We start from the raw sequence: 26147 nt of genomic DNA on the forward strand, positions 1-26147 counted from the left end.
ACCCGCTGATCGTCGCGGTGTTCGCCGCCGCGGTGAGCCTCGCGGGCGCCGCGCGGCCGTCGTTCTGGTACGACGAGGCGGCGACGATCTCCGCCTCGTACAGCCGGTCACTGTCCGACCTGTGGCAGCTGGTCGGCGAGGTCGACGCCGTCCACGCGCTGTACTACCTGCTCATGCACGGCTGGTTCGCGGTCGTGCCGCCCACCGAGTTCTGGTCGCGCGTACCGAGCGGCCTGGCCGTCGGCGGCGCCGCCGCGGGCCTGGTGGTGCTCGGCAAGCAGCTGTCGTCGCGGACGGTCGGCGTGACGGCCGGGGTGGTGTGCGCGATCCTGCCGCGAGCGACATGGGCCGGCATCGAGGCGCGACCCTACGCCCTGTCGATGATGCTCGCGGTGTGGGTGACGGTCGCACTGGTGTATGCGACGCGGCGCGCGGCGTGGTGGGCGTGGGCGGGATACGGCGCACTGCTCGCCGTGTCGATCCTGCTCGAGGTCTACCTCGCGCTGTTGGTGTTCGTCCACATCGTCTACATCGTCCACGTGGCGTCGTTTCGGCGCAGGCGCGCGGTGGTGGTGCCGTTCGCGGTCACGTCGGCCGTGGTGGTCGGCGCCACGGCTCCGTTCGTCGCGCTGGTCGCCGGGCAGGTCCAGCAGATCGCGTGGATCACACCCATCGGCGGGCGCACCGTCGAAGACGTTGCGGTGCAACAGTATTTCGATCGCAATCCGTACTTCGCGGCGATGGCCGCGCTGGTGATGCTGACCGCCGTCGTGGTGTGGGTGTGCACATCGCGACGCGCCGATCGCGAGGCGGTGGTGCTGTCGGCGGCCTGGCTGGTGATCCCCACGGCGTCGATCGTCGGGTGGTCGGCGGTCGCCGATCCGCTGTACACCCCCCGCTACCTGTCGTTCACCGCCCCCGCGATGGCGCTGCTGCTCGCGGTGTGCATCGCAGCGCTGTCTCGTTCGGCGTGGGTTGCCGCGGCTGTCGTCGTCCTCTTCGGTGTCGTCGCCGCACCCACTTACGTTGCGGTGCAACGTGGTCCCTACGCCAAGTACGGGATGGACTACAGCCAGGTGGCCGATCTGATATCCGCCAACGCCGCCGCGGGTGACTGCCTGTTGGTCAACGACACCGTCACCTTCCATCCGGCACCGATGCGGCCGCTGCTGGCGGCACGCCCCGACGCGTTCGGCGCACTGGCCGACGTCAGCCTCTGGCAGCGAGCGGTCGAGCGCCGCAACGTCTTCGACACGAACCTCATTCCGCAGGCCTCGGTCGGCCCGCTGCAGCAGTGCGGGACCGTATGGATCCTCACCCAGGCCGATCCCGCGGCGCCGGAACACGAGCAGGGTGTCGCGATCCCGCCGGGACCGCTGTTCGGCGGCACACCGGCGTTCGCGGTATCCCATGACATGGGGTTCCGGCTGACCGAGCGCCGGCAGTTCAACCTGGTTCAGGTCATCCGGGCGCAGCGCTAGCAGTCAGGCGTTGCGCCCGGAGAGTGCATCGCGCAGCCGGTCGACCAGACCGGCGCCCGGCGCGAGGATCTTGTTGGCCGGCGGACGGTCGGGAAAAAGTGGATGCGGCCGCGTCGGCGCCGTGCTCTTGGCCCGCTGAAACTCCGCGCTCAGCTCGCGCAGTTGTTCCGGCGGACACGTCTGGCGAAGTTTGGGCAGCAGATGCGTCTCCTCCTCCTCGAGGTGATGGCGCATCTGGTGGATCAGCTTGCGCACCAGATCGTCGTAGTGCGGGTCGTCGGCACCGGCCTTCTCGATGGCCTTCATGATGTCCTCGCCCTCGGCATGCTCCTCGATCTCGTGCTCGGTGACCTCGTCACCGTCGGTGAGTGCCTTTCGGGCCACCGGGTAGACGTATGTCTCCTCGGCGACGGCGTGGCGCACCAGCTCGGCGATGACATGGTCGACCAGCTCCGGTTGCGTACGGGGATCGCCGCCGGTTTCGATCTCGGTGAAGACGCTCTCGAACTCGCGATGGTCGGTGATGATGTCGTCGACGATGTTGCCGGTGTTTGCCATGTCAACCTCCTCTATGGCTGCGGGCGTACCCCGGTCAACGTCGGCCAAACCGGAGTGCTTTGACGGTACGGCCGATTGCAGTGAGGATGGATTCAACCGAAGCGACCGAGAGTTGGACCACTGAATGCTCAATATCAGCCTGCTGACGTGGGGCGTTACCGTCGCCGTGATCGTGGTCCTTCTCGCCGTGGATCTGACGCTTGCGGCGTTGCGACCACATCGGGTCGGGTTCCGCGAAGCCACCGCGTGGTCGGTGTTCTACATCCTCGTCGCTATCGCGTTCGGGGTGTGGTTCACGCTGGCCTACGGCACCGACCCCGGTACCGAGTACTTCGCGGGCTACCTCGTCGAGAAGAGCCTGTCGGTCGACAACCTGTTCGTGTTCGTCATCATCATGTCGACTTTCGCGGTTCCCGAGGAGCACCAGCACAAGGTGCTGACGTTCGGCATCATCCTGGCGTTGATCCTGCGCGCGATCTTCATCGCGATCGGCGCGACGCTGCTGTCGCTGTTCTCGTTCATGTTCCTGCTGTTCGGTGTGCTGTTGATCTGGACGGCCGTGCAGTTGTTCCGGCATCGAGACGAGGACCCCGACGTCGAGAACAACGTCGTGGTCAAGGCGACCCGGCGCTTCCTGCCCATCAGCAGCGAGTACGACGGCGGCAAGGTGTTCACCCGTGAGGACGGTCGCCGCGTGGTGACACCGCTGCTGGCGGTGCTGATCTCGATCGGCAGCGTGGACGTGCTGTTCGCGCTCGACTCCATCCCCGCCGTGTTCGGCATCACCGCCGAGCCCTACATCGTGTTCACCGCCAACGCTTTCGCGCTTCTCGGCTTGCGCGCGTTGTTCTTCCTCGTCAAGGGCCTGCTCGATCGGTTGGTCTACCTGTCGACCGGCCTGTCGATCATCCTGGCGTTCATCGGCGTCAAGCTGGTGCTGCACTGGGCGCACGTCGACATCGACGAGCGGATCCCGGAGGTGCCCACCATGATCAGCCTGGGCGTGATCGTGGTCATCCTGACGATCGTGACGGTGGCCAGCCTGATCAAGACCCGCCGCGACCCGACGGCCAAGGCCCACGCGGGTTCGTTGCGCGGTCACACCGAAGACGAGCACCAACGGTGATAAGAGCGGCGGCCGCGTTACCGGATCGGTGCGGACGATCCGGCCGGGTAGTCGCGCAGCGGCGCGACACCGCGTGACCATGCATCGAGCACCGGATCGATGATGCGCCAGGCTTCTTCGGCCTCGGCCGCGCTGATCGACAGCGTCGGGTCGCCGGCCAGCACGTCCTGCAACAGCCGTGCGTAGGCAGGCAACTTCTGCGGCGCGAGCGTCGTACTCAGGTTCGCCTGCTCCAGATCGAACGGGTCACCGGCGCCGTTGAGGTTCAGGCTCAGCCCGATGCGGTCGGGGTCGAGGCCCAGTTCCAGCACATTGGGCTCCGGGTCGTGGGGGTCGCAGAACACCAGGTGCGGCACACTGCGGAAGGTGATGGCGATGGCTTTGCGGCTCCCGCCGAGCGCCTTGCCCGAGCGCAGTTCGAACGGCACACCGGCCCATCGCCAATTGTCGATCCAGCAGGTCAGCTGCGCGTAGGTCTCGGTCTCGTTGGACGGTTGCACACCCGGTTCGGCCACGTAATCGGGAACCTCCCGCGAGCCGACGGCACCGCTGGTATAGCGGGCGCGAACCGTGTGGCGGGCGACATCGTCGTCACCCGGTGTGCGCACCGCCCGCAGCACATCGGCCTTTCGCGCATGGAAGTCGTGCTGGGTCAACGACAGTGGCGGTTCCATGGCGGTCAGGCAGAGCAACTGCAACAGATGGTTCTGCAACATGTCCCGCAGCGCACCGGTGTGGTCGTAGTAGCCGGCACGGCCCTCGAGTGTGAGTTCCTCGTCCCAGACGATCTGCACCCGCTCGATGTGCGCAGCGCTCCACAGCGGCTCGAAGATCCGGTTGGCGAACCTGAGCCCGATGACGTTCTGCACCGTCTGCTTAGCCAGGAAGTGGTCGATGCGGAACGTGTACGCCTCACCGGTCACCTCGGCGAGCAGGTCGTTGAGCGCGCGGGCGCTGCGCTGATCGGTGCCGAACGGCTTCTCCACCACGATGCGACTGCCCTCGGGCAGACCGGCCCGCTTCAGCGCCTCCACGACCGGCGCGAACACGCTCGGCGGCAAGGCCAAGTAGCAGGCCACCGGTCCAGGCAGCCCGTCGAGGGCGGTGGCGACGTCATCGGGATCGGCGGCGTCGGCTGGTACGTAGTCGAGCGTGGCGAGCACACCGTCCTTCGCCTCGCGGGGGACGTGCGCTGCGTGCTCGTCGAGTTTGTCCGACACCCGAGAGGCGAAGTCGGCGCTACCGTAGGTCTCCCGCCCCGCTCCGCGGATCCGCACTTCGTCACCGAGACCGCCGGCGGCACGCAGCTGCGCCAATGCGGGGAACAGGTACCGCGACGCCAGATCGCCTGTCGCGCCGAAGATCAGCAGCGATCGCACCATGTCGCTCACTGTGTCCTCCGATCGGCCAGGGACCGGGTCAAGTTGATGCCCGACGAGATCACCCCGATGTGGCTGAACGCCTGCGGATAGTTGCCCAGGAAGGCGCCGGTGCCCGGGTCGATCTCCTCCGGCAGCAGGCCGAGCGGTCCGGCGCGTGCGCACAGCGAGTCGTACAGCTGCAGTGCGCGGTCCAGCTCGCCCTGGTAGGCGAGGTTGTCGACCAGCCAGAAACTGCACAGGAGGAAGGCGCCTTCGTGGCCGGCGAGCCCGTCGGGTGAACTGTCGGGCAGATACCGGTACATCAACCCGTCGCCGGCACCGAGGCGGGCTTCCACCGCGCGCGTGGTGGCGACCATGCGCGGGTGCGTGGCGGGCAGCACGCGGCGCAGGGGCAGGGCGAGCAGGCTGGCGTCGAGCGCACCGCCCCCGAGTTGTTCGGTCAACGACTGCATGCCCTCGTCCCACGCATCCGCCAGGATCAGCTCACGCAATTCATCCGCTTGGGCGGCGAACCGCTGGATATCACAGGGCATTTCGAGGCTGCTGCCGAGCCGCGCGGTGCGGTCCAGTGCCACCTGACACATCGCCACCGAGTACGTGAACGGACGCCCGCTGCTGCGCACCTCCCAGATGCCGTGGTCGGGCTTGCGTACGTTGGCGGCCGCCGACTCGGCCATCGACAGCAGGTGACTCCAGATCTCGTCGTCGACGGCGTTACCGGCACGGGCCCACTGGTAGACGCAGTCGGCGATCTCGCCGTAGACGTCATGCTGGGTCTGCTCGGCCGCGGCGTTGCCCCACCGCACGGGAGCAGAGCCGCGGTAACCGGAAAGCTCCCGGTCGAGCACCTCCGGCGGCGGCGCGACACCGTCGAGCGTGTACATGACCCGGGGCACACCGTCACGCTCCACCGCGTCGAGGACCCAGCTCATGAACCGATCGGCCTCCTGGGGCAGACCGATGCGGCGCAATGCGTAGACGCTGAACGCCGCATCCCGCACCCAGGTGTAGCGGTAATCCCAGTTGCGCTCTCCGCCGATCTCTTCGGGCAGGCTCGAGGTCGGAGCGGCGACGATCGCTCCGTTCTGCGTGTAGTCGAGCAGCTTCAGGGTGAGCGCCGAACGGCGCACCAGATCCCGCTGTGGACCGTCGTAGTCGATTTCGGCGGCGAACGTGCGCCAGGCCGACACGGTCGGGGACAGCTTGCGCGGCCAGTCCGTGCGCTGCAGCCGTGCCGACCCCGGGGCCCACCGCAGCACCACGTCGGCCCCCTGACCGGACTCGAGCACGACGGGGCTTTCGGCGTCGAGCGCCGGGTCGACGAACAGCCGAAGCTCCGGCACCCGATCGTCATCGGGCTGCAGCAGCACCCCGGCCCAGAATCTCGATCGCACTGCGCCACAGCGGAGTTGAATGTCCGGACGGATCGCGACACGGCCCGCCAGCACCTGGACGCGGCGCAGTAGCTCGCCGGCACCGGCATATGCCTGCCGACTGAGGTCGGCATCCGGGGACAGCAAAAACGCATCGACCACTTCGGCTATGCCGTGCGCTGTCTGCACGCGGGTGACCGTCACCCCGGTGTCCGGCTCGTAGAACTGCGACGCGGCCAGGACCTCTTCGGCCAGGATGCGGAACACCCCTCCGCGCTGGGGATCGAGCAGGCCGCAGATCGCCGGCGGATAGTCGAACCGCGGGACGCACAGCCACTCGATCGCCGTGTCCCTACCGACCAGCGCGCATCCGTTTCCGTCCCCGATCAGCGCGTAGTCGGCGATGGGCAGGTGGCCACCAATGCGTCGTACCGGACGCAGGTCGTCGATTGTTTGCGTCATGTCACCTTGTCGCCTTCACGGTGGAAGGTCCCGTTGGCGGTGTTCATCACCCACCGTAGCAAAATGCGCGTGGTTGGCCAGCCTGCCTCAGACGGTGACTCTCGTGCCGTCGGCGTTACGCCTGGTAAGACGTTGAGCGTCAAGGAGTTCCAGCAGCGGAATGGCCACGCGCCGAGTGGTGTCGAGGGCGCGTTTGGCTTCGGCGGCAGTGAACGGCTGCGGCAGCGACCGCAGGACGGCGGCGGCGCGCTCGACAGCGTCGGCGCCGAGCACCACACCGTCGGCGATCCTGGTGAGCCGCCCGGCGCGGATCGCGGCGGCCAGCTCACGCGGGCCGAGCAGGAGGTCGGCCAGTTCGTCGGCCTCCGGCGCGCGGAACGGCTCGGCGGTCAGCCACTCCTCCACGGTGCACACCGCCTTGTCGACGCGCTCGGGCAGGCCCGCCCCCAGCTGCCGAACGACACCGTCGCGCACGCTCAGGTCCGTGCCGTGCAGCAGCGGGGCGAGCAGATCGGTGGCGGGCAGCCCGGTTCGTCGGCGCAACGTCTCCAGCGGCATGCCTGCCGCGACGTCGTTGCCCGCCGACCACTCCTCGACGGCGGCCAGCATTCGCCGACGCCGCTGCGCCCACCACCGCTCGTCGACGATCCAGTCCCCGACCTGCAGACCGTCGACCGGAAATCCCATGGCGCACAGTTCGTTCGCGAGTGCACACGGCGTGGGTGACACCCGGCCGGTCGCCAGTTCCTCGGCTCGCGCGCGCGCCGCCCCGCGTCGTCGCAGCGCCGGTGGACGCACGTCGAGGACTTCCACGCCTGCCGCGATGCGGTGTTCACCCGGGTCGCGCAGCACGCCGACGTCGCCGATGCGCAGCGGCAGCGGATGCGCCATCCGCAGTCGCGCCCCGACGTCGCCGAGCGGCCGCACATGCACCGGCACCGCGGCTGACCCGATGTGCAGCACCAGTTGACGGTGCAGTTCGCCGGGTCGCCGCAGCGCGACGTCGACTTCTGCGGTGTCCAGCCATGCATTCGGTGTGCACAGCGTGTCGCCGCGGCCGATGTCGCCGCGGTCGACACCGCGCAGGTTGACCGCCACCCGCGCCACCGCGCCGACCTCCGTGCGGTCTCGGCCCAGGGACTGCAACCCGCGCACCGTGACGCGCCGCCCGCGGTGTTCGAGCACGTCGCCAACGCGGACGGTGCCCGCCGCCAGCGTGCCCGTCACCACCGTGCCCGCACCACGCACCGTGAACGAGCGGTCCACCCACAACCGCACGGCCGCGTCGAGGTCCGGTGCAGGTAGCCGGTCCACCAGCGAAACCAATTCAGCGCGAACGCTGTTCAGGTCGGTCCCGACTGCGACCGGCGCCTCGGGCAGCCGCAGGCGCACCTGTGCGATCGCCGGGCCGGGATCGGCGAGGTCAGCCTTGCTGATCACCACGAGCACGTGCCCCACGCCCAGCGCCTGCAGCGCGTCGAGGTGCTCGTCGGACTGCGGCATCCAGCCTTCGGTCGCGGCGACGACGAACATGATCGCCGGGACCGGTCCGACGCCCGCGAGCGTGTTCGCGACGAAGCGTTCGTGGCCGGGCACGTCGACGAACGCGATGTCGCGGCCGTCGATCCGCGCCCAGGCGAAGCCGAGGTCGATGGTCAGCCCGCGGCGCTGCTCCTCGGCCAGGCGGTCGGGCCACATCCCGGTCAGCTGCTCGACGAGGGTGGACTTGCCGTGATCGACGTGGCCCGCGGTCGCTACGACATACACGCCCGCACCGCCTCGACGAGCAGGCGGTCGTCGTCGGGCGCGACCGTGCGGAGGTCGAGTAGGCACCGCGCGCCCTCCAGTCGCCCCACCACTGCGGGGGCGCCGATGCGCAGCGGCGCGGCGAAGGACTCGGGAAGGCTCACCGCGGCGCTGGCCAACGCGACACCGGGTGCGCCGCCGCCGCCGACGGCCGCCACGCAGTCGACCGCCGCGGCGCCGGGCAGCTGAGCCGCCAATCGTTCGGCGCGGCTGCGTAATTCGGCGACGTCGGCCGCCAGCGCGGACGCCACCGGCGACGGTGGGCCGATGAGGGTGGCCTCCAGCGCCGCCAGGGTGAGCTTGTCCACCCGCAGCGCCCGCGCCGCCGGATGCCGTCGCAGCCGCTCGATGAGCTCCGCGGAGCCCAACAGCAGACCCGCCTGCGGTCCGCCGAGCAGCTTGTCGCCGCTGGCGGTGACGAGGTCGGCGCCTTCCCGCAGGGCGGTCGTGGCGTCGGGCTCGTCGGTCAGCAACGGATGTGGTGTCAGGAGCCCGGAGCCGATGTCAACGACGAGCGGCGGGCTCAGGTCGGCCAACTCCGCCACGCTGACCGACGAGGTGAACCCGCTGACGGCGTAGTTCGACGGATGCACCTTGAGGATGAACCCGGTGTCGGGGGTTATCGCCTCGGCATAGTCGCGCAGGTGGGTGCGGTTGGTGGTGCCCACCTCGCGGATGCGTGAGCCGGTCGACTCCATCAGCGCGGGCAGTCGGAAGCCGTCGCCGATCTCGATCAGCTCCCCACGGCTGACCACCATCTCCTTGCCGGGCGCCAGGGTCATCGCGGCCAGCAGCAGCGCGGCGGCGTTGTTGTTGACCACGTGCACGTCCCCGGCGGTCGGCACGGCGCGGCTCAGCGCGGCAAGTGCCCCGCGGCCGCGGCGGGCGCGTCGGCCGGTCTGCAGGTCGAACTCGACGTCGGTGGCACCGCTGGCGGTGACCACCGCCTCGACCGCCGCCCGCGACAGCGGCGCCCGGCCGAGGTTGGTGTGCACCACCACACCGGTGGCGTTGATGACCGGGCGCAGGCTCGCCGCTCCGGCAGGCAGTGCCGCCACCGCGTCGTCGGCGACCTCCTCGGGTTCGATCTCGCCGGACCGGGCACGCTGCTGAGCCTGTGCGACAACGGTTTTCACCAGCTCGCGACCGAGCACTCGGGAGGCGTCGACCAGACGCGGATCGGCGAGCAGCACGTCGGTGCGTGGGACACGCCGCCGCGGGTCGATCATGGGTCCATCATGTCAGGCGGCTCGCTCGCGGGTATATCGATGGCATGCCGATCTCGGTGGGTCACGACACCCTCGATCGAGCGGGGCTGCTGCGACTACTGCGGGTCTGCCACCTCATGCACGACGGTCGGCTGGTCGCACACGCGCCGTCGGAGAAAGCGCGGCTAGGGGTCGACGGCCGGATCGTCTGGGACCGGTGAAGCAGGAAGAAGTGGCGGAGGTGGACGGGAATCGAACCCGCCAGCGACAGGATCTGCCGCTCAGCGATTTTGAAGACCGAGCCGGTCACCAGACCGGATACACCTCCCTGGCCCATGCACCGATGATGCCAGGCAGCATGGGGGTCATGAGCTACCGTCTCACCCAGTACGCCCACGGCGGCGGCTGCGCCTGCAAGATCCCGCCCGGTGAACTGGAGGAATTGGTGCGCGGCCTGACCGGTGCCGCGCCACGCCACCCGGCCGGTGAACTGCTGGTCGGGCTCGACGACGGGGACGACGCGGCCGCCGTGCGCATCGACGGCAACCTCGCCCTGATCGCCACGACGGACTTCTTCACGCCGGTGGTGGACGACGCCTACGACTGGGGCCGCATCGCCGCGACGAACGCGCTCTCGGACGTCTACGCGATGGGCGGGCGCCCGGTGGTCGCCGTGAACCTGCTGGGCTGGCCGCGTGACGTACTGCCGTTCGAGCTGGCCGCCGAGGTGCTGCGCGGCGGGCTGGAGGTGTGCGCCGCCGCGGGCTGCCACCTGGCCGGCGGTCACAGCGTCGACGACCCCGAACCCAAGTACGGGCTGGCCGTCACGGGGATCGGTGATCCCGACAGGCTGCTGCGCAACGACGCCGCGAAGCCCGGGCTGCCGCTGTCGTTGACCAAACCGCTCGGTGTCGGCGTGCTTAACAGCAGACACAAGGCCACCGGGGAGATCTTTCCGGAGGCCATCGCGGTGATGACGACACTCAACGCCGCGGCCGCCGCGGCAGCGGTGGCTGCCGGTGTTCAAAGCGCCACGGACGTCACCGGTTTCGGCCTACTCGGGCACCTGCACAAGCTGGCCCGGGCCAGTGGGGTCACCGCGGTCATCGACGCGGCGGCGGTGCCCTACCTCGACGGGGCCCGCGAGGCGCTCGCGGCCGGCTATGTCAGCGGCGGCACCCGGCGCAACCTCGACTGGGTGGCGCCGCATGCCGACCTGACCGCCATCGACGGCGCAGAGAAGCTGTTGCTCGCCGATGCGCAGACCTCGGGAGGCCTGCTGATCGCCGGCGAGATACCCGGCGCACCCGTCGTCGGCGAATTGATACCGCGAGGTGAGCACACGATCGTCGTGCGCTGAGGACTGGCCCTGCGCCGGTGCCGAAGCAGCTTCACGCCAGCCTGAAAACGGACAGTGGGCCGATGGTTCACCCACCGGCCCACTGTCACGAAGTGTGTGTCAGACGGCTGTCACTCCCACCGCCTGCGGACCCTTGCCGCCCTGCTCGATGTCGAACTGGACGCGCTGGTTCTCCGCAAGGGTGCGGAATCCGCCGCCGCTGATCTCGCTGTAATGGACGAAGACGTCCTTCGCACCTTCATCGGGGGCGATGAAGCCAAAGCCCTTGTCTTCGTTGAACCATTTGACGGTTCCCTGTGCCATACTTCTCAACTTCTCTCATAGTGAACGGATGTCGACAGACATCCACGGTCAACAGTAGCACGGCGAATACACCCGGGCGCGCACACACGTCCCCATGTGACACCGAAGGCGTTGTAGCCCAACAGACTTCGATGAGTCAGCGAGCGATTGCGCTCACGTCGCCGCGACGTCCCTCACGCCGCCGCCCCACAACACGCTCTGCGCCTGCGCATCGGAGACGACTTCCTGGGCCGACGTGCACCACTGGCTGTCCTGTTGAGCGGCGTCGAGCGGCTTGCCGGCCGCACACCGCATGACGAGGATGCCCAGCGCGGCTGTCGTCATATGGGGCAGGACAAGGAGTTTGGCAGAGGCTGTGCGGCCGATGACCGCCATCAGTCGGTGATGCCGGCGGGAGGGGACCTTCTTGGACCCGACACCGTTGAGCAGGGAGTCGAATTCGAGCGCACCCTGGGTGGCTGACCAGTTCACCCGCAGATCGACGATCTCGCCGAGCGGCTTGTGCAAGGCCTCGATCAGAGCGGGCAGTTCGCCCGCCACCGAGCCGGTATGGGGCCACCACGCACCGTCGAGCGCAGACCCCAGCTCATGTGCCAGCACGAGGCGGACGGGCCGGGCCAGTCGGCGCGCACCCGTCAAACCGTTCATGAATTGGACGAGTTGGAAGATGACTTTCGGTCAGGCCGGTCGGAGAATTCCGGGTTTTTCACCGGTTCGTCCGACCCGCGGTCGGGCGCGACGAACTCGGCTTCCTGGGGATGGGAGAACAGATCGGATGACTTCATAAAGCAAGTCCTTAACTAGTGCGGCTCGGCCGACACCCTTCTGTCGGCCGGCCGTGGGAACACAGGGCACATCGATAGATCTAGAGAAAGGTGTAGCGACGGCACTGCCGGACCGTTTGCGGCCTTTCTCAAGGCTACACGTAGTGGTCGTCGACCGCGCGGGTGGTCACCGGGTCGCACCGTTGATGACCGGTGTCGAGATCATGCCCTTCTCGACACCCCACATGACCGCGATCGTGCGGTATTCACCGGTCGAGATCAGGTGCGCCAACGCCTGGCGCAGCGACTCCGCCAGCGCCGACCCCTTGGCCACCGGCCAGCCGTACGGTGCGGAGTTGTACACGTCACCGGCCGGTTCCAGCGCTCCGCCGGAGGTCTTGATCGCGAACCCGGTCACCGGCGAGTCGGCGGCCATCGCGTCGACCTCGCCGTTGATCAACGCCGAGTTGAGGTCGTCCTGGCTGACGTAGACCACCTTGTCGATCGGCGCGTTCCCGGCGGCGACACAGTCCTCGCTCTTTTCCGGAATGTCCTCGGTTTCCTGCAAGCTCGCGTAGGACACTCCAACCCGCAGGCCGCAGGCGTCGGCCGGGGTGATACCGGAGCCGGCGCGCTGCGCCCACAACGTTCCTGCCCGGAAGTAGGTGACGAAGTCGACGGACTCCTCACGCTCCCTGGTGTCGGTGAACGAGGACATGCCGACGTCGAAGTCGCCGGCACGCACCGAGGGCAGGATCGCCTCGAACGCGGTTTCGCGGTACTCGGGCGCCAGTCCCAGGGTGCGCGTGATCGCGTTCATCAGGTCGACGTCGAACCCGACTATCTGGCCGTTCGCATCCTTGAATTCGTTTGGCGCATAAGGGGTGTTGACACCGACGACCAACCGCCCCGACGCCCGGATGTCCTCGGGCACCGTGGCCGCGATGGCCTCCACCGCACCCGGGGCCGCCACTGGCGTCGCCGTCGACGAACTCTCCGCGACGCTCGCGGGCCTGGTGTCGCTGCGGCCGGGCCCGCCCCGCCACTGCAGCACCCCGAAGGTGCCCACCGCGGCTACCAACATCACCGATGCGGCCACCGCCAGCACCCGCCGCGACACGCGCGTCCTCTTCACCGGGGCGCGCCGCGCCGCGTGCCGTCCGCTGCCCGTCGCGCGCACCGGGGCGTTGAGCGCCCGCCGCGCGGCCTCGGCCAGTTGACCCGCGGTTTGATATCGCTTGGCCGGCTTCTTGGCCATGCCCTTGGCGATCACCTCATCGAATGCCGCCAAGCGCGGGTCGATGGCCGAGGGCCGCGGCACTTCCTTGGTCATGTGCCCGGCGATCTGCTGCTCGAGGCTCTCGGCCGGGTACGGACGCACTCCCGTCAGACACTCGTAGAGCACGCAGGCCAGGGCATAGATGTCGGCGGTGGCGTCGACCGGCTTGCCCTCGAACCGCTCGGGGGCCATGTAGGCCATGGTGCCCAGCGTGCTGCCCGCGGTCGTGAGGCCCTGCTCACCTGCGGCCCGGGCGAGGCCGAAGTCGATTAGGTAGACGAAGTCGCGGTCGGTGATCAGGATGTTCGACGGTTTGATGTCGCGGTGGATCAGACCCGCCGCATGCGCGGTGTCCAGCGCGGTGGCGACCTGCTCGACCACTGCGACCGCCAGCGTCCGGTCGATCGGTTTGCCGGTATCGGACAGGATCGTGCCGAGATTGCGGCCCTCGATCAGCCGCATGTCGAGGTACAGCCGCCCGTCGATCTCACCGAACCCGTGAATCGGGACCACGTGGGGATCGTTGAGCCCGGCCGCGGCCTGCGACTCGCGGCGGAACCGCTGCTGAAAGACCTCGTCGGCGGCCATGCCCGGGGGCAGCACCTTGAGCGCGACGATGCGGTCGGTCCTGGTGTCGTAGGCGCGGTAGACCTCGCCCATGCCGCCGCGACCGATCAGCCGCTGCAGCCGGTAATGCCCGAATGGTGTCGCATCCACCGTGTTAACTCCTCGGCGGCCAACCCCGCATCGGTGTGTCGATTGAAGTTACATCACGTTTGCCAGGAGATCTTAGTGGTTGCCGACGCGGAATTTGCCGTTGCGCGACAGGTCCGCCGCCCGGCGCCATCCTTGCTGGTCAGGCCGCCGTGACGACGTCCGCCGACGGCGTGGTCATGACGGTCGCCGCATCCGCGGTCGGCAACGAGAGCTCGATGCTCGTCACCTTGATCGCGCCCCACGACAGGAACCTCTGGTACTGGACCGCCGACGCGACGATCTGCAGCGTCACCGTCTGACCGGGCGCCAGCGTGTGGGCGATCTGCTCGAGCGGCACCGTCGCGACCCGCGTGCGCCCGTCGAGAATCACCGGTATCGGAGTCACCTGGTTGCCCAGCACCAAACCCGTTGTGTCGTCGACGAGCTGGGCGTAGACGTGCCTGCTGACACCTGTGCCCGAATAGGTGAATGCCAGCTGTGGCGCGCCGACGAGGTACTGGGTCGTCGCCTGCCTCGGCAAGGTGAGCTCCACGGCGTTGACGGCTTCCGACGCGGACAGGATGCCCAGCAGCGCGCCGATTGGACCGGCTTGCAGCGCACGGAAATTCGGCCCGGATCCGCCGAGCAGCGGCCACAGTGGCAGGTTCTGATTCGTCGCGGTAGCGACCTGCAGCGACGGTCCCCGCTTGACCGGATAAGTATCCGATCCGAAGATCCGCCCGTGCTGGTCGACCCACTCGAACTGCGGACCTGTAGACACCGGCTCACGCTTGACGTAGCGGTCGAGCCAGTTCATCGTCGCCCGTTCGACCAGCGTGCCGTCCTCGCCGGAGATGCACGCGCCGTGACCACCGCAGAACCACACGACCTTGGTTGGCACCCCCCGGCGAAGCAGAACCTCCGCGTTCTCGTGCGCCTCCTGCAGCGAGAAGAGCGTGTCGACGGTGCCCTGCAGCAGCAGGGTCGGCGCGGTGATCTGTCCGAGCAGCCGGTCTGGACTGCGTTCGTCGAGGAACCGGACCTGCGCGTCGGTGAGTCGGCCGGTCAGCAGGCCCGTCGCCACCGCCGCATAGATGTTGGGGTTGGACCGCGAACCGGTGAGTAGCAACGCCGCGGTGAGGATGGCGCCCCAGCTGGTCTTGGTTGCCTCCGCTTTGTACAGCGAGGTGTTGAGGTTGTTCCACGCGATCGTCGGGGCGATCGCGTCGACCCGCTTGTCGATCGCCGCGGTGACCAACTGGATTCCGCCGCCGTAGGAGGCGCCGACCATGCCGACCCGTGGATCACCCGTGGCGTCGAGCAGGGCCTCCGGCTGCTCGGCGAGCCAACTGATGATGGCCTGCATGTCCCGGCCCTCGTAGTCCGGATGGTCGATCTGCAGCACACCGCCGGACTGCCATTCCCCGCGCGGGTCCCACGTGACGACGTTGTAGCCGCTGCGCAGCAGGGGCGCCATGCCGATGACGTCGTTGGGCATGAACGGGTTGTCCTCGGCGAGCGGGTTGGTCTCACCGGGCAGTCCGAGGCCGGGGCCGTTGAGGATCGTCGGCGCGACCTTGCCCTTGTTCACGCCCTGCGCCGGGAAGAAGTGCACGTAGATGGGAGTGCCATCGGCCGAGTACACGACCACATCGCGCGGTGTCGTCCCACCGGTGAAGCCGATCGGGTAGCCGATCAGGGGGTGCAAGATGTCACCGATGAACGGCAACTGCTTGAGCACCGCGACGACGGGCGTGACGAAAAGCGGTCCGACCACGGGGATGTACTGCAACGGGGTCAGCAACGGTACGGACGCGACTGCGACGACTCGAGGTTGCGGCTCCTCGACGGTGACCGCGGCGAGTTCGCGCCGTGCCGCCGCGGCCAGCGTCCACCCCAGCGGAGTGTCGGCAGGCCCGGCCGGCGCACCGTCCAGACCGGAGTTGGGGCCGACGAGCGCCGAGACGATGTGGGAAACCGTCGCTACGACAGGCGGTTCCGTCTCGGCCGGCTCGGCCGGCGTGGCCGACCAGGTGGTCGTGGGCTCGACCACCATGGTGACGCTGCGCATGACCGTCGCCGGTGCCGGGTAGGCCGTCGGTTGCGGGGCGCCGACGGCCGGCACCGACTCGGTGGTCTTGACGTCGTCCGACGTGGTCGCGCCCTCGACGATCTGTGTCGACGAAAACACTGCACCGGGCTCCGACTCGTCACTCGAGTCGCTGGTGGCCTCGTCGTCCTGGTCGGTCTCCCACCGCTCGTTCGAGTGCTTCTGAGTGGTCGGCGACTGCTCGGTCTCGTCGTCGGGCGCCGATTCGTCGTCCTCTAAGCCTTCAGAGTCGTCGGTGTCGTCGGTGTCCCCGAAGTCATCGGGGTCCCCGAAGTCGTCGGTCTGATCGGTGGCATCGATGCCCGGGTCGTCGGTGTCAGCCGACTTGTCCGTCGCCGTCGAGGCGGACGTGTCCGTCGCCGTGGAGGTTTCCGTCGCCGAGGATGAGGGCGCATCGCTCTGCGAGGAATCGGCCGGTTCAGCCGAGGCAACCGCGTGGCCCATGAAGAGCGCCGACCCGATACCGAGGGCGACAGCCAGCCCGCCGATCCGACCCACATACCTCCCCGCATCCATGCCCATGTGTCTACCGGCGCAGCCGACGATTTGTGCTGCTTTTCCGGTCAATCGGCGCACGTTCGTTGACAGCGCCCCCGGCCGCGCTCACCAGATTTGTCGCACTTGCCAAGGCCGTTCAGGAGTGATCGAGGACTGACTCGGGACTGACGCAGGATTGTTACAGGAGTGTCGTGAAATTTTGATGTTTGAAGTGTTCATTTCGCGGCAACAGCACCGCCATGCTGACCACACTCAGGAACTTCTCGCCGATACTGCTTGCCGGCGCGGCGGCTGCTGCCATCGCGGCGGCCCCCGCTGGTTTCGCTTCTCCGTCGTTCCTCCCGGCAGGAGGCCCGGCCGGGTGCTATGACCCGTACGGCACCGGCTGCGCGGCGCCCCCGCCGCCGCCTGCCCCCGCCGGATGGGCGCCCGCGCCGCCACCGCCTCCGGGTGTCTACGTGCCGCCTCCCCGCCGCCCCCCGGCGTTTTCGTTCCGCCTCCGCCACCTGGTGTCGTCGCCCCCGGCGGTGTCGCGGGTCCCGCGGGCGCAGCGGGTGCCATCCCCGGCGGTCCGGCCGGCGTGGCCGGCCCTGAGGGTGCCGCGGGCACGATCCCCGGTGGGCCGACCGGCGCAGCCGGACCCCAGGGAGCGACCGGCGCGATTCCAGGTGGCCCGTCCGGCACTGCCGGCCCCGAGGGCGCGGCCGGCTGCATCCCCGGTGTGGGATGCGCCAGCGTGCCGGCCACCGACGTGCCCTGAGCTAACTCCGCGTCGCGGATGACGTGTCGGCGGCGGCGGGACAGGATCGCATCTGGCCCGCCGCCGCCGGCACGTTCCTCTTTGCCCGGACCGTGATCCGCGCGCCGCGCTGCGGCGTCAGGATCACATGCTTGATCTTCGCCCGCTCGCCGGTGGCGGTCGTGGTCTTCAGGTCCACCCGTCGCAACACCTCGCGCAGCACGACGCGCATCTCGACCATCGCGAATCCCGCACCTAGACAACGCCGATTGCCGCCGCCGAACGGTAGCCACGTCGCCGGGCTCAGCGTGGCGCCGACCATCCGGTCCGGGTCGAAGCGTTGCGGCTGCGGATACAGGCCGGCGTCGTCGTGCACCAGCGTGATGCTGGGGACCACCATCACTCCGGCCGGCAGGCGATGGCCGCCCATTTCCACCGGCTCGGTGAGGATGCGCCCGACGTCGGGCACCACCGGCCGGACCCGCAGTGTCTCCTTGGCGATCGCGTCGAGGTACTCGTCGTCGCCCTCCTCGGCCGCGCGCACCGCCTTGGCGAGGATGTCCGGGTGACGCGTCAGCCGCTCCAGCGCCCACGACAGCCCGGTGGCAGTGGTGTCGTGGCCGGCCACGAGCAGGGTCATCAGCTGGTCGCGCAGTTCTCGGTCGCTCATCGGTGCGCCATCGTCCGTTCCGGCCCGCACCAACATCGCCAGGGCGTCGGTGCGCTCGGCCAGCCTCGGATCCGCGCGGCGCTCGGCGATCTCGTCGTAGAGCAACCTGTCCGCGGCGGCGATGTTGCGCCGCAACCGGCGCCACGGGAAAAGCTTCTGCAGCCTGGGCTTGGCGATCGCCAGCGACTCCCACGGGCCGACGCTCAGCAGTCGCGGCATCACGTCGCGCAGCGCGGCCAGCCGAGCGGGGTCGCTGGCGCCGATAACCGTCCGCAGAATCACTTCGAGCGTGATCTGCGACATCCTCGGCGCCACGGCGAACGGCGTGCCGACGGGCCAACCCGCGATGTTCTCGACGGCGATGTCGGCCATCACCCCGGCCTGCGCGGCGACGGCGTCGCGGTGGAACGGCGCCATCATCAAGCGACGGCGCTCGCGGTGCACATCGTCGTCGACCACGAGCACCGAACTGTCGCCCAGCAGCCCGGCAAGCATCGAATTCGCCTCGCCCGCATGAAATATTCGTGGGTCGCCGGCGAACACGGTCTTGATGTCGGCCGGATCGGCCAGGTACACCATGTCGCCCATCACGGAGTTGCGCAGTGTGAAGACGTCGCCGTAGCGGCGCCTGCAAAGCGCCACCACCTGCGGCCACCACCTCATCATCAGCAACAGCAGGGCGAACGAGGGCAGCCGCGGACCCGGCGGCAGAGCCGGCGTTGTTGGACTCATGCCTAATAGCGTACAACCGCGCGCCCGCTAGGAGAACCGTTTCACGGCCGGTACCGCAGGATTTTGTCGTCGCCTTCTCGTGGATTGCCGCGTCCGTCACGGTTGCTGGTGGTGAACCACAGGCTGCCGTCGGGGGCGGCGACCACGGTGCGCAGCCGCCCGTACCGTCCGACGAACAGCGATTCCGCTTCGCCCAGCATGCCGTCGGCCCCGACCGGCACCCGGAAGAGTCGTTGTCCGCGCAACGCGGCGACCCACAGCGCGCCGCCGTAGAAGGCCAGCCCGGACGGCGACGCCGCCTCGACCGGCCACTGCAACATGGGGTCGGTCAGACCTTCGATTCCCGCACGGCCCTCGGCCATCGGCCACCCGTAGTTGCCGCCGGGCTTGACGAGGTTGAGCTCGTCGAGCCGGTTCGCGCCGTACTCGGTTGCCCACATCCGGCCGGTCGAATCCCACGCCAGGCCCTGGACGTTGCGGTGGCCGAGCGACCAGATCGGCGAGCCGGGGAAGGGGTTGTCCGGTGGGACCGAGCCGTCGGGATTGATCCGCAGTATCTTGCCGCCCAGCGACGACCGGTCCTGCGCCAGCTGCGGTTCACTGGCCTCTCCCGTCGCGACGTACAGCTTGCCGTCCGGCCCGAACGCGATGCGACCGCCGTTGTGGATCGCGGCCACCGGTATGCCGGTGAGGATGGGGGTCTGCGCGGTGAGCGCGGCACCGTCGAAACCTGTTCGCACCACCCGGTTGTCCTGCCCGGTGGTCAGGTAGGCGAACACGTCCGGTCCGCCGGTGGCCAGACCGAGTAGACCTCCTTCGGGGCGCGCCACCACGCCGTCGACGTTGCCGACCGGACTCAGTTGGTCCGGCGCCGTCATGTGCTTGATCGCGCCGGTGCTGCGCTCGGCGACGAGTGCGCTGCCGTCGGGCAGAAACGCGATACCCCATGGCACATCGAGGTCGGTCGCGATGACAGTCGGTAGGGCCGTACCCGGCTGACCCTGCGACTCGCTGTGCGCACATGCCATGAGCAGCAGGAATGGGCAAACGAGAGCGGCGATGGTCCGGATTCTGAGCGGGCGGGTCACTGCGACCGATTACCCGTTTTGCCCAGCGGGATCCGGTGCAATGCGATCGGTTTCTGCCCCCGTCGACTCGGCTATACGACGCGAAGACCGAGGAGGGCTCGACATGGATCAGGGCGCGGCACACGACCAGCTGTTGGTGGGCCCGCTGCTCAGGTATGTCGGTCACAACGACGCGACGATCTGGGTGGAAACCCGAAACGCGTGCACCGTCGACATACTCGGCCGATCGGCGGACACCTTCGAAGTCGAGGGACACCACTTCGCCCTCGTCTGCATCGACGGCCTCGACCGGTCCGTCGAACATCCCTACGAGGTGCGCCTCGACGGTGTCACGGCGTGGCCGCCGCCGGACTACCCCTTTCCGCAGCCCCGCATCCGGCTGATGCCCGACCCGGGAAATCTGCGCCTGCTGTTCGGATCCTGCCGGGCGTCTGCCCCCCACCATCCGCCATACACCTACAAGGGGTGGTGGCATCCGAAGGGCAAGGGCATCGACGTGCTGCAGACCTACGGGATGCGAATGCTGCGCCAGCCCTCGGCGCTGTGGCCGGATGCGCTGATGATGATGGGTGATCAGCTCTACGCCGACGACGTCCCCGCCACCGTCGCCGAGGAGGTGGCCGGACGCCGGGTGCACCCCGACGGGCCGGTCGAGGTGCTCGAGGACTTCACCGAATACTGCACCGGGTACCGCGACGCCTGGACCGATCCGATCGTGCGCTGGATGCTCTCGACGGTGCCGACCTCGATGATGTTCGACGACCACGAGATCAACAACGAATGGAACATCTCCCGGCACTGGCTCGAGCAGATGCGTGCCACCAGCTGGTACGAGGACCGGGTCCTCGGCGGGCTGATGGCGTACTGGGTGTATCAGCACCTGGGCAACCTGTCGCCGCAGGAACTCGCGGAAGAGGAAACCTACCAACGCATCTGCCAGACCCGCGACGGCACCGCGCTGCTGCGCGACATGGCCGAACAGGCCGAGAGCGACGAGGGACTGTCCCGGTTCAGCTACTGCCACGACTTCGGCGACGCGCGGCTGATCATGATGGACGCCCGCACCGGCAGGCAGCTCGAACCGGGCAAGCGCCAGATGATGACCGACGACGAGTGGGAGTGGATTCGCGACAGAGCCGACGGGGACTACCAGCACCTACTGCTCGCCAGCTCGTTACCGTTCCTGTTGCCCAGCGGCCTGCAGGACACCGAGGCATGGGCGGAGGCCGTCGGGGACCGCGCCTGGGGCAAGCGGATGTGCGGGGTGGCCGAGAAGATCCGGCGCACCGCCGACATGGACCACTGGGCGGCGTTCCAGCGCAGCTACCGCGAGTTCGAGGAGCTGGTAATCGACGTGGCAACCGGCAAGCGCAGTGAGCCGCCCGCGACGGTGCTGATGTTCGGCGGCGACGTGCACCACTGCTGGGTTTCCGAGGTGAGCCTGCCCGACGACGTCCCGCCCGCACGCAGCAAGATCTGGCAGATGGTGTGTTCCGGCTTTCGCAAAGATCTACGGATCAACGAGCGAATCCCGTTGCTGTTCGGCCACACTCGCGTTGCAGCGCTGCTCGGGCGCGCGCTGCTGGCCACCACGCGCGTCGGCAGGCCGCGGCTGCGGTGGGCGCCGGTGACCAAGCCGCACTTCCGCAACCAGATCGGCACGTTGGAGATCGCCGGCGGCGAAGTGGGCGTGCGGATGGAGGAGGTCACCGGCAACTGGCGCAAGCCGCGACTGGTCACCGTGATCGAGCACAAGCTGCTCTGACGTATAACGGCGGCTGGGCCGGGTAGTAAAGCCCGACCGCACCGCATCGCCGACTGCGGCTGGCCAACTCCACCGAGCACTGGGTCTCGGTGCAGCACCAGCCCAGGCAATACGCCATCTGAGCCCCTTCCGGCGTTAAGTTGTCGGCGGGTCGCTACCCGACGCGGCCACGACTCCGGAAGATCGTTGACATATGCGCGTTGACGGACGGGACATCACCGTCTCGGGCAGCCTGCTGCAACCGTTGACACGCCGGACCAACGACATCGTCCGGGTCGCCCTGGCCGCGGCGCTCCTGGTCGTCGTGACCATCAGCTCGCTGATCACCCGCAACGAGTGGGTGGCGCTGGAGCAGTCGATCTCCGAGATCGTCGGCGTCCTCACCCCCACGCAGGCCAACCTCGTGTACCTGGCGTACGGCATCGCAATCGTCGCGCTGCCGTTCGTGATCCTGGTGAGCCTGATCGTCTCGCGGCAGTGGAAGCTGCTCGGCGCGTATGCGGCCGCCGCAGGCATCGCCGGCCTGGCGCTGTCGATCAGCGGTGTCGGCATCGCGGCGCCGCGCTGGCATTTCGACCTGTCCGAACGGCTCGACACCTTCGCCTCGCAGTTCGTCGACGACCCGCGCTGGATTGCGATGCTCGCGGCGGTGCTGACCGTGTCGGGACCGTGGCTGCCCGCACGCTGGCGGCGCTGGTGGTGGGCGCTGCTGCTGGCGTTCGTGCCGATCCACCTGGTGATCAGCGCGGTGGTGCCGGCCCGCTCCCTGTTCGGGCTGGCCGTCGGGTGGTTCGTCGGGGCGCTCGTCGTCCTGGTCGTCGGCACGCCCGGGTTGGAGGTGCCGCTGGACAGTGCCGTGGTCGCGATGGCCCGGCGCGGATGCGTGGTGTGCGGCCTGACCGTGCTGCGGCCGGCCGGCGCAGGCCCGCTGTCGCTGAGCGCGACGTGTGAAGGGCATCGGTCGACCGCGGTGATGGAGTTGTACGGACCCCACCAGCGCGGCGGCGGCGTGCTGCGGCAGCTGTGGAGCAAGGCGCGGCTGCGCGACCGGGAAACCGCGCCACTGCACGCGTCCATGCGCCGCGCGGTCGAGCACCGCGCGTTGATGGCCATTGCGATCGGTGAGCTGAAGCTGGCCAACACATCGACGGTCGCCGTCGCCGCATTGGATCGCGGCTGGACGCTCTACGCTCACACACCCGCCCGTGGGGCGCCGCTGGATGACCGCGCCGAGACCATTTCCGTTGTGCGCGTTTGGGAATCGCTGAGCGAGCTGCACGACTGCCAGATCTCGCACGGCGACCTGCGCAGCAGCGAGATCACCGTCGACGGCGACGCGGTGCTGTTCGGCGGATTCGCCTACGCCGAGTACGGCGCCACCGACGCCCAGCTGCGATCCGACATCGCCCAGCTGCTGGTGACGACGACGCACCTCTACGACGCCGAGTCGGCGGTGCGTGCCGCGATCGACGCGTTCGGCAAGGACACGGTGCTGCTGGCGTCGCGCCGGCTCACCAAAGCCGCTGTGCCGTCGAGTATCCGACAGTCGGTCACCGACGCCAAGGCCGTCATCTCCGCAGCGCGCGACGAGGTCAAACGCCAGGCCCGGGTCGACGAGATCCGGGCCGAGACCGTCACCCGGTTCACCCGCAGTCAGCTGATCCAGCTGGTGCTGTTGACCGCCCTGGTCTACGTCGCCTACCCGTTCATCAGTTCGGTGCCCACGTTCATCACCGAACTGCGCACCGCGAACTGGTGGTGGGCGGCGCTGGGCCTGGCGGCGTCGGGCCTGACGTATGTCGGGGCGGCGGCGGCGCTGTGGGCGTGCGCGGACGGCCTGGTCAAGCTGCGTGGGCTGGTGGTCATGCAGGTGGCCAACAAGTTCGCCGCGACCACCACGCCCGCCGGTGTCGGCGGTCTCGCGTTGAGCGCGCGGTACCTGCAGAAGGGCGGCGTGAGCCCGATGCGCGCCACCACGGCGGTGGCGCTGCAGCAGTCGGTGCAGGTGATCACCCACATCGGGTTGCTGATCTTCTTCAGCACCGCCGCCGGTGTGTCGGCCGATCTCGCACGGTTCGTGCCGAGCGCCACCGTGCTGTATCTGGTCGCGGGCGTGCTGCTGGGCCTGATCGGCACCTCGCTGCTGGTGCCCAGGGTCAGGCAGTGGCTGGCCACCGCCGTGCGGCCGCGGCTGCAGGAGATGGTCGGCCATCTCGTCGAGCTTGCGCGTGAACCCAAGCGGCTGGCGGTGATCATGGCCGGTTGCGCCGCCACGACTCTGGGCAACGCGTTCGCGCTGTGGGCCGCCATCGAGGCGTTCGGCGGCGACACCTCCTTCATCACCGTGACGGTGGTGACGATGGTCGGTGGCACGCTGGCATCGGCGGCGCCGACCCCCGGCGGGGTGGGCGCAGTCGAGGCGGCGCTGATCGGCGGCCTCGCCGCATTCGGCATGCCCGCCGCGATCGCAGTGCCTTCGGTGTTGCTCTACCGGGTGCTCACGGCGTGGCTGCCGGTGTTCGTCGGGTGGCAGGTGATGCGCTGGATGACGACGAACGGACGGATCTGACGACGTCCAGCGCGGTGATCTGGTCTCGCGAACAGGGCGTGTACGGGATATTGCGGCACTCCAGTCGACGCGCCCGGTCTTTGCCCAGTTACATCCCGCGATCGACGCGGCGAAAGAGCGATAATCGACGCGCCGGTATATGTCGACGCTCAGCGGCGATGGAGCTTCCACGAGATGTATGGTCGGTGCGTCGTGTCGAGAGAAACTGCGCGATTGTTGAATACCGATCCCTCGAACTACCAAAGGGTGGACCGTGAGCGAGACCTCAAACGCAACGCAAAGCTCCCCGCAGGCGCAGTCCAAGTGGCTGTCGAAGTCCGCGTCGCAGACCCGCGGATCGGACAAGAAGGAAGTCCAGTTCCACTACGACATCTCCAACGACTTCTTCAAGCTGTGGCAGGACCCGACCCAGACCTACAGCTGTGCATACTTCGAGAAGGACGATTACACCCTCGAGCAGGCGCAGCGGGCCAAGGTCGACCTCTCGCTGGGCAAGCTGGGCCTGCAACCGGGCATGACACTGCTCGACATCGGCTGTGGATGGGGCTCGACGATCGCGCGCGCCGTGGAGAAGTACGACGTCAACGTCATCGGATTGACGCTGTCGGAGAACCAGAAGCAGCACATCGAGGACTACTGGTTCGCCAATCTGAAGAGCGACCGGAAGATGGAGGTGCGGCTACAGCCGTGGGAGGACTTCGACGGCAAGGTCGACCGCATCGTGTCGATCGGCGCATTTGAGCACTTCGGCTTCAACAAGTACGACGACTACTTCAAGAAGACGTTCAACTGGATGCCCGACGACGGCGTGATGTTGCTACACACGATCATCATCCCCGAGGATGAGGAGATCAAGGCCAAGGGACTGCCGCTGACCATGTCGCGGGTGCGCTTCATCAAATTCATCATGGACGAGATCTACCCCGGTGGCCGTCTGCCCCTGGGCTCGATGGTGAAGGAGCACGCCGTCAAGGCGGGCTACACCGTGACCCGCGAGCAGCACCTGCAGCCGCACTACGTCAAGACGCTGGACACGTGGGCGGCCAACCTGGAAGCCAAGAAGGACGAGGCGATCGCAATCACCTCCGAAGAGATCTACGAACGGTTCCACAAATACCTGACCGGTTGCGCGGATCTGTTCCGCGAGGGCTATACCGACGTCGCGCAGTACACGTGCGAAAAATCGCCCGCTTAGCCGATTACGAAAACTGCGATATACCGATTAGCCTGGCACGTCGCATTGGCTGAAGGACCGTTGGAGGAGGTCACCGGGAGATGTTAGAAGGCTCGGGGAAAGCGTCTGGGACGACATCTGGGACGGCCATGAAGGTGGCCTACGAAGACGTCCAGGCCCACTACGACATCTCCAACGAGTTCTTCGGCCTGTTCCAGGACCCCACGCGGACGTACAGCTGCGCGTACTACGAGCGCGAGGACATGACGCTCGAAGAGGCGCAGATCGCCAAGATCGATCTCGCGCTCGGCAAGCTGGATCTGCGTCCGGGCATGACGCTGCTCGACGTCGGCTGCGGGTGGGCCTCGGTGATGAAGCGCGCGGTGGAGAAGTACGACGTGGACGTCGTCGGGCTGACGTTGAGCCGCAACCAGCGCGCGCTGGGCCAGCAGATCCTCGACGAGATGGACAGCGACCGCTCCCGGCGGGTGCTGTTGAAGGGCTGGGAGGAGTTCGACGAGCCCGTCGACCGCATCGTGTCCATCGAGGCGTTCGAGGCGTTCCCCAAGTCTCGCTACAAGGCGTTCTTCGACACCTGCTACCGCATCATGCCCGACGACGGCCGGATGGTGCTGCAGACCATCATGGGCCATCCGCTCAAGCGCTGGCCGGAGATGGGCATCCCGATCGTGATGTCGGACCTGAAGTTCATGCGGTTCATCGCCAAGGAGATCTTCCCCGGCGGATCGGTGCCGTGCGACGAGGACGTCATCGAGTACTCCGGCAACGCCGGCTTCACCGTCGAGGCCCTCGACACCATGACCTCGCACTACGTGCGCACACTCGACACCTGGGCGGAGAAGCTGGAGGCCGCCAGGGACCAGGCGATCGCGGTGACGTCGCAGGAGATCTATGACCGATACATGCGCTACCTGATCGGCTGCTCGGACTTCTTCCAGCGCAACGTCAGCTACGTCGGACAGTTCACCCTCGTCAAGTAGGGG

The 26147-nt window shown here is 68.2% G+C and carries 20 protein-coding genes and 1 tRNA gene; 9 read left to right on the forward strand and 12 right to left on the reverse strand.

Annotated features, from left to right (window positions below):
* Positions 1-17: 17 nt before the first annotated feature.
* Entirely contained in the window at positions 18-1481 is a 1464-nt protein-coding gene (locus tag K3G64_RS05355; protein WP_238889508.1) for a glycosyltransferase family 39 protein, read from the forward strand.
* 3 nt (positions 1482-1484) lie between these two features.
* Here K3G64_RS05355 and K3G64_RS05360 read toward each other — a convergent pair whose 3' ends face one another.
* Positions 1485-2039, reverse strand: coding sequence for a hemerythrin domain-containing protein (locus tag K3G64_RS05360; RefSeq protein WP_238889510.1), 555 nt, complete (start codon positions 2037-2039; stop codon positions 1485-1487).
* 124 nt (positions 2040-2163) lie between these two features.
* Between K3G64_RS05360 and K3G64_RS05365 the strand changes: the two genes are divergently transcribed.
* A complete protein-coding gene (locus K3G64_RS05365; protein WP_238889511.1) occupies positions 2164-3165 on the forward strand; it encodes a TerC family protein in 1002 nt (333 codons plus the stop codon).
* A 17-nt stretch (positions 3166-3182) separates the two neighbouring features.
* On the opposite strand, the gene K3G64_RS05370 is transcribed toward K3G64_RS05365, so the two are convergent.
* From K3G64_RS05370 to selA, 4 genes are all read right to left on the reverse strand, one after another.
* A complete protein-coding gene (locus K3G64_RS05370) occupies positions 3183-4547 on the reverse strand; it encodes a glucose-6-phosphate dehydrogenase (RefSeq protein WP_238889513.1) in 1365 nt (454 codons plus the stop codon).
* 5 nt (positions 4548-4552) lie between these two features.
* Positions 4553-6382, reverse strand: a complete 1830-nt coding sequence (locus K3G64_RS05375) for a glycoside hydrolase family 15 protein (RefSeq protein WP_238889515.1) — start codon at positions 6380-6382, stop codon at positions 4553-4555.
* An 87-nt stretch (positions 6383-6469) separates the two neighbouring features.
* Entirely contained in the window at positions 6470-8149 is a 1680-nt protein-coding gene (locus tag K3G64_RS05380) for a selenocysteine-specific translation elongation factor (RefSeq protein WP_238889517.1), read from the reverse strand.
* Positions 8137-9417 carry an L-seryl-tRNA(Sec) selenium transferase gene (gene selA / locus K3G64_RS05385; RefSeq protein WP_238889519.1) on the reverse strand — a complete coding sequence of 427 codons (1281 nt, stop codon included), beginning with the start codon at positions 9415-9417 and terminating at the stop codon, positions 8137-8139. Before selA ends, K3G64_RS05380 begins: the two co-directional genes overlap by 13 nt.
* A 44-nt stretch (positions 9418-9461) precedes the next feature.
* On the opposite strand from selA, the gene K3G64_RS05390 reads away from it, so the two are divergent.
* A complete protein-coding gene (locus K3G64_RS05390) occupies positions 9462-9617 on the forward strand; it encodes a hypothetical protein (protein WP_238889521.1) in 156 nt (51 codons plus the stop codon).
* A gap of 12 nt (positions 9618-9629) precedes the next feature.
* Here the strand turns inward: K3G64_RS05390 and K3G64_RS05395 are convergent.
* Positions 9630-9724 (reverse strand) — tRNA-Sec (locus K3G64_RS05395).
* 39 nt (positions 9725-9763) lie between these two features.
* Here K3G64_RS05395 and selD point away from each other — a divergent pair.
* Positions 9764-10756 carry a selenide, water dikinase SelD gene (gene selD / locus K3G64_RS05400; RefSeq protein ID WP_238889522.1) on the forward strand — a complete coding sequence of 331 codons (993 nt, stop codon included), beginning with the start codon at positions 9764-9766 and terminating at the stop codon, positions 10754-10756.
* Positions 10757-10855: 99 nt separating this feature from the next.
* Here selD and K3G64_RS05405 read toward each other — a convergent pair whose 3' ends face one another.
* The 4 genes from K3G64_RS05405 to K3G64_RS05420 form a co-directional block, all read right to left on the reverse strand.
* The gene (locus tag K3G64_RS05405) at positions 10856-11059 is read right to left on the reverse strand and encodes a cold-shock protein (RefSeq protein ID WP_238889524.1); all 204 of its coding nucleotides are present in this window, start codon (positions 11057-11059) and stop codon (positions 10856-10858) included.
* Positions 11060-11212: 153 nt separating this feature from the next.
* Positions 11213-11707 (reverse strand): DUF5994 family protein, encoded by a 495-nt coding sequence (locus K3G64_RS05410; protein ID WP_238889526.1) that lies wholly within the window; start codon positions 11705-11707, stop codon positions 11213-11215.
* Positions 11708-12010: 303 nt separating this feature from the next.
* On the reverse strand, positions 12011-13819 hold the full coding sequence (locus tag K3G64_RS05415; protein WP_238889528.1) for a bifunctional serine/threonine-protein kinase/transporter substrate-binding domain-containing protein: 1809 nt from the start codon (positions 13817-13819) through the stop codon (positions 12011-12013).
* Positions 13820-13958: 139 nt separating this feature from the next.
* A complete protein-coding gene (locus tag K3G64_RS05420; RefSeq protein ID WP_238889530.1) occupies positions 13959-16424 on the reverse strand; it encodes a CocE/NonD family hydrolase in 2466 nt (821 codons plus the stop codon).
* A gap of 403 nt (positions 16425-16827) precedes the next feature.
* Between K3G64_RS05420 and K3G64_RS05425 the strand changes: the two genes are divergently transcribed.
* Positions 16828-17166, forward strand: a complete 339-nt coding sequence (locus K3G64_RS05425) for a hypothetical protein (RefSeq protein WP_238889532.1) — start codon at positions 16828-16830, stop codon at positions 17164-17166.
* A 1-nt stretch (position 17167) separates the two neighbouring features.
* On the opposite strand, the gene K3G64_RS05430 is transcribed toward K3G64_RS05425, so the two are convergent.
* Positions 17168-18547: a cytochrome P450 gene (locus K3G64_RS05430; protein WP_238889534.1), complete on the reverse strand. Its 1380-nt coding sequence runs from the start codon at positions 18545-18547 to the stop codon at positions 17168-17170.
* A gap of 41 nt (positions 18548-18588) precedes the next feature.
* Positions 18589-19575: a PQQ-dependent sugar dehydrogenase gene (locus tag K3G64_RS05435; RefSeq protein ID WP_238889536.1), complete on the reverse strand. Its 987-nt coding sequence runs from the start codon at positions 19573-19575 to the stop codon at positions 18589-18591.
* A 163-nt stretch (positions 19576-19738) separates the two neighbouring features.
* Between K3G64_RS05435 and K3G64_RS05440 the strand changes: the two genes are divergently transcribed.
* The 4 genes from K3G64_RS05440 to K3G64_RS05455 all read left to right on the forward strand — a co-directional run bounded on the left by K3G64_RS05440 (position 19739) and on the right by K3G64_RS05455 (position 26144).
* Positions 19739-21400: an alkaline phosphatase D family protein gene (locus tag K3G64_RS05440; protein ID WP_238889538.1), complete on the forward strand. Its 1662-nt coding sequence runs from the start codon at positions 19739-19741 to the stop codon at positions 21398-21400.
* A 193-nt stretch (positions 21401-21593) separates the two neighbouring features.
* Entirely contained in the window at positions 21594-23969 is a 2376-nt protein-coding gene (locus K3G64_RS05445; protein ID WP_238889540.1) for a flippase-like domain-containing protein, read from the forward strand.
* A 253-nt stretch (positions 23970-24222) separates the two neighbouring features.
* Positions 24223-25164, forward strand: a complete 942-nt coding sequence (locus K3G64_RS05450) for a cyclopropane mycolic acid synthase family methyltransferase (protein ID WP_305071276.1) — start codon at positions 24223-24225, stop codon at positions 25162-25164.
* A gap of 128 nt (positions 25165-25292) precedes the next feature.
* Positions 25293-26144 (forward strand): cyclopropane mycolic acid synthase family methyltransferase, encoded by an 852-nt coding sequence (locus tag K3G64_RS05455; RefSeq protein ID WP_238889542.1) that lies wholly within the window; start codon positions 25293-25295, stop codon positions 26142-26144.
* Positions 26145-26147: the final 3 nt, after the last annotated feature.

Source organism: Mycobacterium sp. IDR2000157661, from assembly GCF_022317005.1.
In the GTDB taxonomy this organism is placed as follows: domain Bacteria; phylum Actinomycetota; class Actinomycetes; order Mycobacteriales; family Mycobacteriaceae; genus Mycobacterium.